The organism is Haemophilus sp. CCUG 60358 (genome assembly GCF_001679485.1).
GTDB lineage: Bacteria > Pseudomonadota > Gammaproteobacteria > Enterobacterales > Pasteurellaceae > Haemophilus_D.
The window spans coordinates 412407-420460 of record NZ_LZOZ01000014.1 but is presented as its reverse complement, the minus strand read 5'-3'; the positions used below and the strand labels follow the sequence as shown (position 1 = coordinate 420460).

General features: G+C 39.1%; 10 protein-coding genes. 5 read left to right on the top strand and 5 right to left on the bottom strand.

Annotated elements, in window-relative coordinates; genetic code table 11:
- Positions 1 to 5: 5 nt before the first annotated feature.
- On the bottom strand, positions 6 to 188 hold the full coding sequence (locus A9500_RS07105; protein WP_065244395.1) for a hypothetical protein: 183 nt from the start codon (positions 186 to 188) through the stop codon (positions 6 to 8).
- A 42-nt stretch (positions 189 to 230) separates the two neighbouring features.
- Between A9500_RS07105 and A9500_RS07100 the strand changes: the two genes are divergently transcribed.
- The gene (locus tag A9500_RS07100; RefSeq protein ID WP_065244394.1) at positions 231 to 1052 is read left to right on the top strand and encodes a DUF5718 family protein; all 822 of its coding nucleotides are present in this window, start codon (positions 231 to 233) and stop codon (positions 1050 to 1052) included.
- Positions 1053 to 1093: 41 nt separating this feature from the next.
- On the opposite strand, the gene birA is transcribed toward A9500_RS07100, so the two are convergent.
- Positions 1094 to 2008, bottom strand: a complete 915-nt coding sequence (birA, locus tag A9500_RS07095) for a bifunctional biotin--[acetyl-CoA-carboxylase] ligase/biotin operon repressor BirA (protein ID WP_083180368.1) — start codon at positions 2006 to 2008, stop codon at positions 1094 to 1096.
- Positions 2009 to 2141: 133 nt separating this feature from the next.
- On the opposite strand from birA, the gene guaB reads away from it, so the two are divergent.
- The 4 genes from guaB to A9500_RS07075 all read left to right on the top strand — a co-directional run bounded on the left by guaB (position 2142) and on the right by A9500_RS07075 (position 6611).
- Positions 2142 to 3605 (top strand): IMP dehydrogenase, encoded by a 1464-nt coding sequence (gene guaB, locus A9500_RS07090; RefSeq protein WP_065244392.1) that lies wholly within the window; start codon positions 2142 to 2144, stop codon positions 3603 to 3605.
- Positions 3606 to 3622: 17 nt separating this feature from the next.
- Positions 3623 to 4033: a hypothetical protein gene (locus A9500_RS07085; RefSeq protein WP_065244391.1), complete on the top strand. Its 411-nt coding sequence runs from the start codon at positions 3623 to 3625 to the stop codon at positions 4031 to 4033.
- An 8-nt stretch (positions 4034 to 4041) separates the two neighbouring features.
- Positions 4042 to 5601: a glutamine-hydrolyzing GMP synthase gene (guaA, locus tag A9500_RS07080; protein ID WP_065244390.1), complete on the top strand. Its 1560-nt coding sequence runs from the start codon at positions 4042 to 4044 to the stop codon at positions 5599 to 5601.
- Between the two features lie 77 nt (positions 5602 to 5678).
- A complete protein-coding gene (locus A9500_RS07075; RefSeq protein ID WP_065244389.1) occupies positions 5679 to 6611 on the top strand; it encodes an AEC family transporter in 933 nt (310 codons plus the stop codon).
- A 21-nt stretch (positions 6612 to 6632) separates the two neighbouring features.
- Here A9500_RS07075 and A9500_RS07070 read toward each other — a convergent pair whose 3' ends face one another.
- The 3 genes from A9500_RS07070 to azlC form a co-directional block, all read right to left on the bottom strand.
- Complete coding sequence (locus A9500_RS07070; protein ID WP_054417946.1) at positions 6633 to 6878, bottom strand: YgjV family protein; 246 nt, start codon at positions 6876 to 6878, stop codon at positions 6633 to 6635.
- Positions 6879 to 6999: 121 nt separating this feature from the next.
- A complete protein-coding gene (locus A9500_RS07065; RefSeq protein WP_065244388.1) occupies positions 7000 to 7329 on the bottom strand; it encodes a branched-chain amino acid transporter permease in 330 nt (109 codons plus the stop codon).
- The gene (gene azlC / locus A9500_RS07060; protein ID WP_065244387.1) at positions 7326 to 8051 is read right to left on the bottom strand and encodes an azaleucine resistance protein AzlC; all 726 of its coding nucleotides are present in this window, start codon (positions 8049 to 8051) and stop codon (positions 7326 to 7328) included. Before azlC ends, A9500_RS07065 begins: the two co-directional genes overlap by 4 nt.
- Positions 8052 to 8054 lie beyond the last annotated feature (3 nt).

Sequence of the window (8054 nt, the reverse complement as noted above, 5' to 3'; positions counted from 1 at the left end):
TATTGTTAAAGAGCAAAAAATAACGACGCATCAGTTTTTTTCTTAAGAGTCACAACAGCGCGTCGTTGTGTGGGGCGTATTATAGGACTTTCAGAATTCTTTGCAAGTGCTTTTTTACAAAAAAGTTCAATTTTTTGATTACCTGATGATTTAATCATCAAAGTGAATTGTCTTTGTTCAATATTCAAGGTAAATTACCTCCAAAGAGTAAGCATTTTAACGAGGTATTTATGAATTTTGAGCAAATGATTGGTTTCGGTGTGGCAGGAAATTTCGCAGGTCATTTAGAGCAAGCAGGCGAGGCGGCTGATTTCACTCAAGTAAAAACAGAAAATGCCATTCAACCCAAAGCGATTTTCCCGTTTTATGTGCCAAGCGAAAAAGCTGGCTTTCTTTCTACCTTTCCTTTAAGTCACAATCAAATTAATTTTCTACAAGGTGCTGATAATCTGCAAATTGAGCCTGAAATTGCACTTATTTGTGATCTTATCTATAAAGGAAAGCAAGTTGAAAAAATTATTCCGCGCTATTTTGCCGCCTATAATGACTGCTCTATTCGTCGTCCTAATACAAAAAAAATCTGCGAAAAGAAAAACTGGGGCGCAGCAAGTAAAGGTATTTCATCAAAACTTATTCCACTTTCTTCCTTTATTAAGGGAAGTGACATTGATCAATATCGTATCGCTTGCTTCCATAAAAGAAATAGCGAGCTCAATACGTATGGTATTGACAGTCCTGCTATTGGTTATAGCTATTTCCACCAACAATTATTAGATTGGATCGTCGATAGAATGAATAATCAACCCGATGAGGGACCAATGAATCATATTGCTTCTTTATTAGAGCAAGCAAACTATCCGAAACTAGCGATTATTAGTATTGGCGCCACCCGTTATACTGAATTCGGTGAAACGCATTTCTTGCAACCTAATGATATCAGTATTGTTGCTGTGTATGACGGTGAAAAATATTCTGCTGAGGAAATTGAGAAAATGGCAAGAGATGAAAAATTTGCAGATGACATTTCAGTGCTTATTCAGAAAGTGGTTTAGCATACATCTAAAAAGTGCGGCTGATTTTGACCGCACTTTTTTTACTTTCTTCTTAAAGAAACTTCTCCGGCATTAAAACACCGCTCTCCTTCATCGGTTATGACTTTTAAATAACCGCGTTTATCAATCCCCTGCTCTATACCTGAAATCGCGCCTTGTTCTGTAAAGACATTCACTTCATCACCAAAAAATTCATTATGGTTTATCCATTGTTGCATGAATTCCTCATCAATGCCCTTTTCTTCAAATTGAGCTAATCGAGAATAAATACGTTGAATCACTTTAATAAGGATCTTTTCACGATCTATATCAGGATCTTGTTCGGTTAATTGTGCATACGGCTGACTAATTTCTGTTGATTGTGGTAATTTTACATTGATCCCAATACCAACCACTAAATTGAGCAACCCATTCTTATGATTAATGATTTCCACTAAAATGCCACCAAGCTTTCGACCCGAAAGCAAAATATCATTTGGCCATTTCACTTTCGCATTTAACGCATCTGCAATAGCTAAACCAATCACTAAACTTAATCCATCCAATGCTTTTTTAGGATTGATAGTCCAATAAAAACTGAAAATTAGCTGCCCAGCAAACGGTGAAAGCCATTGACGACCGCGACGTCCACGCCCTGCTGTTTGATATTCTGCCAAACACAAATCACCTTTTTTTAATTGGTTAATTTGATTCGTTATAAATTCATTTGTTGAAGAAATGGTTCGATGATAATGCACGGAATAAGGGAAAAGTGCGGTCGAAATTGCTTGCGAATTTAACAAAGGCATTTCTGGCACAAGCTGATAAACCTCATTTTCTTCTTGAATATTCAATCCCACTTCTCTCAATAATGCCATTTCTTGCGCCAATTCATTTGACGTAATATTTAAAAACGACATCAAATCTGACCGCACTTTAGGTTGGCAATCCGATAAACAATCCAATAACGATGACATATTCATTCCTTCTTATAAAAACCTTGGCAAATCTTACCATAAAAGCGAAAAAATTCATTTTCAACCACATGAAAAATCTGTATAATCTCGCCGCAATATTTTTTGACACAATTTTTAACAGCGAGATATTGCCATGCTTAGAATCAAACAAGAAGCTCTGACTTTTGACGACGTTCTACTCGTCCCAGCTCATTCAACTGTTCTTCCGAACACTGCCAACCTCTCAACTCATCTCACCAAAGAAATTCGCTTAAATATTCCGATGCTTTCTGCTGCAATGGATACTGTCACAGAAACCAAATTAGCAATCTCTTTAGCACAAGAAGGCGGCATCGGCTTTATTCACAAAAATATGACGATCGAACGCCAAGCGGATCGTGTTCGTAAAGTGAAAAAATTCGAAAGTGGTATCGTTTCTGAACCTGTCACTGTTTCGCCAGATTTAACCCTTGCAGCACTTGCTGAAATGGTGAAGAAAAACGGCTTCGCAGGCTACCCTGTTGTCGATACTGAAAATAACTTAATTGGTATCATCACTGGCCGCGACACGCGTTTCGTAAAAGATTTAAGTAAAACCGTTTCACAATTAATGACGAAAAAAGAAGACTTAGTCACCGTAAAAGAAGGTGCAAGCCGTGAAACAATTTTAGAATTAATGCATCAAAACCGCGTTGAGAAAGTACTTGTTGTAGATGATGCTTTCAAATTAAAAGGCATGATCACCGTTAAAGACTTCCAAAAAGCGGAACAAAAACCAAACGCATGTAAAGATGAATTTGGTCGTTTACGTGTAGGGGCGGCTGTCGGTGCTGGTCCAGGTAACGAAGAACGTATTGATGCATTAGTGAAAGCGGGCGTAGATGTATTGTTAATCGACTCTTCTCACGGTCATTCAGAAGGCGTATTACAACGCGTTCGTGAAACTCGCGCAAAATATCCAAACTTACCTATCGTTGCGGGTAACGTTGCAACGGCTGAAGGTGCAATCGCATTAGCTGATGCAGGCGCAAGCGCAGTGAAAGTAGGTATCGGCCCTGGCTCTATTTGTACCACTCGTATCGTGACTGGTGTAGGTGTCCCACAAATCACTGCTATCGCAGATGCCGCTGCGGCATTAAAAGATCGTGGTATTCCAGTTATCGCTGACGGTGGTATTCGTTTCTCTGGTGATATCGCAAAAGCTATCGCTGCAGGCGCAAGCTGTGTAATGGTTGGCTCTATGTTTGCCGGTACTGAAGAAGCACCGGGTGAAATCGAACTTTACCAAGGTCGTGCATTTAAATCTTACCGTGGTATGGGTTCATTAGGTGCCATGGCGAAAGGCTCATCAGACCGTTATTTCCAATCTGATAACGCGGCAGACAAACTCGTACCAGAAGGTATCGAAGGCCGTATTCCATACAAAGGTTACTTAAAAGAAATTATCCACCAACAAATGGGTGGCTTACGTTCTTGCATGGGCTTAACTGGCTGCGCAACCATCGAAGAATTACGTACGAAAGCAGAATTCGTTCGCATCAGTGGTGCAGGTATTAAAGAAAGCCATGTTCACGATGTAACTATCACTAAAGAAGCGCCAAACTATCGCATGGGTTAAAACAAAAGGTATTTTATATGCATCTCCCTAATGTTAAACAAAAAATAACTAACCAAGAACTATGTGATATTTTTAAATGTTCAACTCAAGGTGGCATGAGAAGATCTCTAGAAACAAAAACTCTTGTTTTAGTTACCAAAACTTATGGACAACAGACATATATCAATTACTGGGAAAATGATATTTTATATTTAACTGGGATGGGATTAACTGGCGATCAAACCTTAAGCTCTCAAAATAAAACTTTATCGGAATCAGATAGTAATAATGTTACTCTACACTTATTCGAAAATGACGCACCTAATTCATATATTTATGAGGGGGTTGTTACATTAGCAGGTCCGATTATTAAGAAAGCTCAGAAAGATAAAAATGGAAATAACCGCAAAGTATATATCTTTCCACTGAAGAAAATTAATACAATTTAGAGAAAAAAATGACAAACATCCACAACCATAAAATCCTGATCCTCGACTTCGGTTCACAATATACTCAACTGATTGCACGTCGTGTGCGTGAAATCGGTGTGTACTGCGAACTTTGGGCGTGGGATGTGACTGAAGAACAAATCCGTGAATTTAATCCAGACGGTATTATTCTTTCTGGTGGTCCTGAAAGTACCACGGAAGAAAACAGCCCGCGTGCTCCTGAATATGTATTTAATGCTGGCGTTCCTGTATTGGGTATTTGTTACGGTATGCAAACCATGGCGATGCAACTTGGTGGTTTAACTGAAACCTCAGATCATCGTGAATTCGGCTATGCCTCTGTTTTAATGGATAATCCAACCGCACTTTTCGCTCATTTAAATGATGGCGATAGCAAATTAGATGTATGGATGAGTCATGGCGATAAAGTAACGCGCTTACCTGAAAACTTCCAAGTTACCGGTACGACTCCAACCTGCCCAATTGCGGCAATGTCTGACGAAAATCGTCGTTTCTACGGCGTACAATTCCACCCTGAAGTAACCCATACCAAAAAAGGCTTGGAATTATTGATGAATTTCGTGGTGAACATTTGTGGTTGCGAAACCAAATGGACAGCAGAAAACATTATCGAAGATGCCATTGCTCGTATTAAAGAGCAAGTGGGCGATGATGAAGTGATTTTAGGTTTATCTGGTGGTGTGGACTCTTCTGTAGTTGCATTACTTTTACACCGTGCCATCGGCAAAAACTTACACTGCGTATTCGTGGATAACGGTTTACTCCGCTTACACGAAGGCGATCAAGTCATGGAAATGTTTGGCGATAAATTTGGCTTGAACATTACCCGTGTTGATGCTGAAAGTCGTTTCTTAGGCGAACTTGCTGGCGTATCGGATCCTGAAGCAAAACGCAAAATTATCGGTAAAGTGTTCGTAGATGTATTCGATGATGAATCGAAAAAACTCACTAATGTGAAATGGTTGGCACAAGGTACGATCTACCCTGATGTCATCGAATCTGCAGCAAGCAAAACCGGTAAAGCACATGTGATTAAATCACACCACAACGTAGGTGGCTTACCAGACTATATGAAACTTGGCTTAGTTGAACCTTTACGTGAATTATTTAAAGATGAAGTACGTAAAATCGGTTTAGCATTAGGCTTACCGGCTGAAATGATCAACCGCCACCCATTCCCTGGTCCAGGTTTAGGCGTCCGTGTATTAGGCGAAGTCAAAAAAGAATACTGCGATTTATTACGCCGTGCAGATGCAATCTTTATCGAAGAATTGCGCAATAGCGGTTGGTATGAAAAAACCAGCCAAGCCTTCAGCGTATTCTTACCAGTGAAATCTGTAGGTGTGATGGGCGATGGCCGTAAATACGATTGGGTTATCTCACTACGTGCGGTAGAAACCATCGATTTTATGACCGCACATTGGGCTCACTTGCCTTATGATTTATTAGGTAAAGTATCTAACCGTATCATCAACGAAGTAAACGGCATTTCCCGCGTGGTGTACGACATCAGCGGAAAACCCCCAGCAACGATCGAGTGGGAGTAACCTAAATCAATTTAAAGGGCAAATTATTTTGCCCTTTTCTTCTTTTATAACAACAACTTTTCTCTTCAAAATTCGCTATGGATATCACTTTTTTACTCGGCACTAAAATTATTGAACTGACACTCATTGTACTTATTGGCTATGGGTTGGTTAAATCAAAACTATTAAAATCAGAAGATAGCAAGCCGCTTTCTATTATTGGGCTTTATGTTATCAGTCCATCAGTGATGATCGAGGCATTTCAAATTGATTATACACCTGAAATCCTGCAAGGTTTGCAGCTTTCACTACTTATGGCCGTGTTTCTTCAGGGTATTCTGATTATTATTGGCAGTTTATTAAAGCGCCTATTAAACCTTGATCCTATTGAGCATGCCACTTCCATTTATTCCAATTCTGGCAACTTAATTATTCCGATTGTGATGTCGCTATTTGGTAAAGAATGGGTCATTTACGCAAGCTGTTTTATCGTAGTACAAACCTTTCTATTTTGGACACATTGCCGTTTGATTATTGTAGGAAAAGGAAATTTATCGCTGAAGACGATTGCCAAAAATATCAATATTTGGTCAATTCTCATCGGGGCATTTTTATTTGCTTTTCAAATTAAGTTGCCAAACATTATCAATGGTACGCTCTCTTCTATTGGGTTGTTTATTGGTCCGAATGCCATGCTTGTTGCGGGTATGTTAATTGCCGCAATTCCATTAAAAAGTATTGTTTCATCTAAGCGCATTTATTTAGTCACACTATTGCGCTTGTTGGTTATTCCGCTTGTATTGTTGGTATTAATAAAGCTCATTGGCTTTGTACATTGGGTTGAAAAAGGCGAGATTATCGTGTTGATTAGCTTTTTGGCTACCACTAGCCCTTCAGCTTCGACAGTGACACAAATGGCGGTGATTTATAACAACAATCCACAAAAAGCTAGCGCCATTTATGGAATAACGACACTGCTTTGTATGTTTACTATGCCACTGGTGATTGCGTTATATCAAATGTGGGGGTAAATAGAAGAAAAGTGCGGTCAATTATTTCAGCACTTTTGACGCTGGTTGCTCTTTCTTCAAACGATAAAGTTGGTATAAATTAACGAAAACCAAGAATGCGTTTAGAACTGCTACAGGATAAGCCCCTTTCATCAAACCGTAAACCACAAAGAGTACTGCTCCAATGGTATTTACAACTCTTAAGTGAATAATGGATTTGAATAAAAAAGAGGCGGCTACAAAGAATGTTGCCATATAACCTAGTAATTCAATGAAATCAAATTCCATAAATCTCTCCGTCAACAATGATTGAAGCAGCATCATAAAAGATTTTAGAATTCAGGGAAAGAGGCGAAATAAAAGCAACCGATTGCAACATCAAGAAATTTTTATTCCGCTCAACATTCCCTTAGATAAAGATTTTTTGTACTAAAAACATATAAAAAATTGTGCCTGCCGAGATAGAAAGAAACATATTCTTTTTCCAGAAATGCAATCCCAACACTAAAGCACCTGCAATAAAATCAGGCAAGCCATGATACCCACTCAGCACATCCACATTTTTATAGCAATACACCACTAGCATCCCAAACATCGCTGCGGGTAATACTTTGCCGAGATAACGGATATACTCTGGAATAGGACGATTTGCAGGAAAGATCCAGAATGGCAATAATCGAGTAAATTGCACGCACACAATACAAATCACAATGGTGATAATTTGTTCCATCAATGTCATTTCAGTGCCTCCAATTTAGATAAAAGTTTAGGACGTCGTACCGTTAATAGAATCCAGATACTGATTAGAGTTGGCACTAAAAAGTGTTCTTTCCCAACAATTAACAGCGATACAAAGGCTACGCCTAAACCTAATAATGAGCTTTCATGAGATTTTTCTTTTAGCCAGTTTTCAGCAAAGATTACGAGGAAAAGTGCGGTCATCCCAAACTCTACCCCTTTTAAATCAAAAGGAATGATTGAACCAAATAGGTTACCTAATCCCGCACCGACGACCCAATAAAGATGGAGATAAAAACTGACAAAGAACATATACCACCCTTTATCTAAATGATCGGGGATCTTCGCCATATAGTTCAGGGAAAAACTTTCATCTACTAGAGTACTAATTAAATACCAACGTTTTTTCCCGAGTTGAGCACCATATTTTTCTAACATAGAAATGCCATAAAAAATTTGGCGACCACTTACCATTAGCGTAACCAACGCAACACTTAATGGCGAAAAAGGCATAACTAAGGCGGCGGCCGCAATAAATTCCACTGAGCCCGCATAAATGAGTGCTGCCATTGCAACGGGGAACCAAACACCAAATCCAAGTGCTTTCATGTAAATGCCGTATGCTATGCCTAAAAATAAAAAACCGGCAAGCATTGGCATGCTGTAAGGAAATGCCGCTTTTGCTGCGGCTTTGATGGGATTTTCTGTCACGACTTCTGACATATT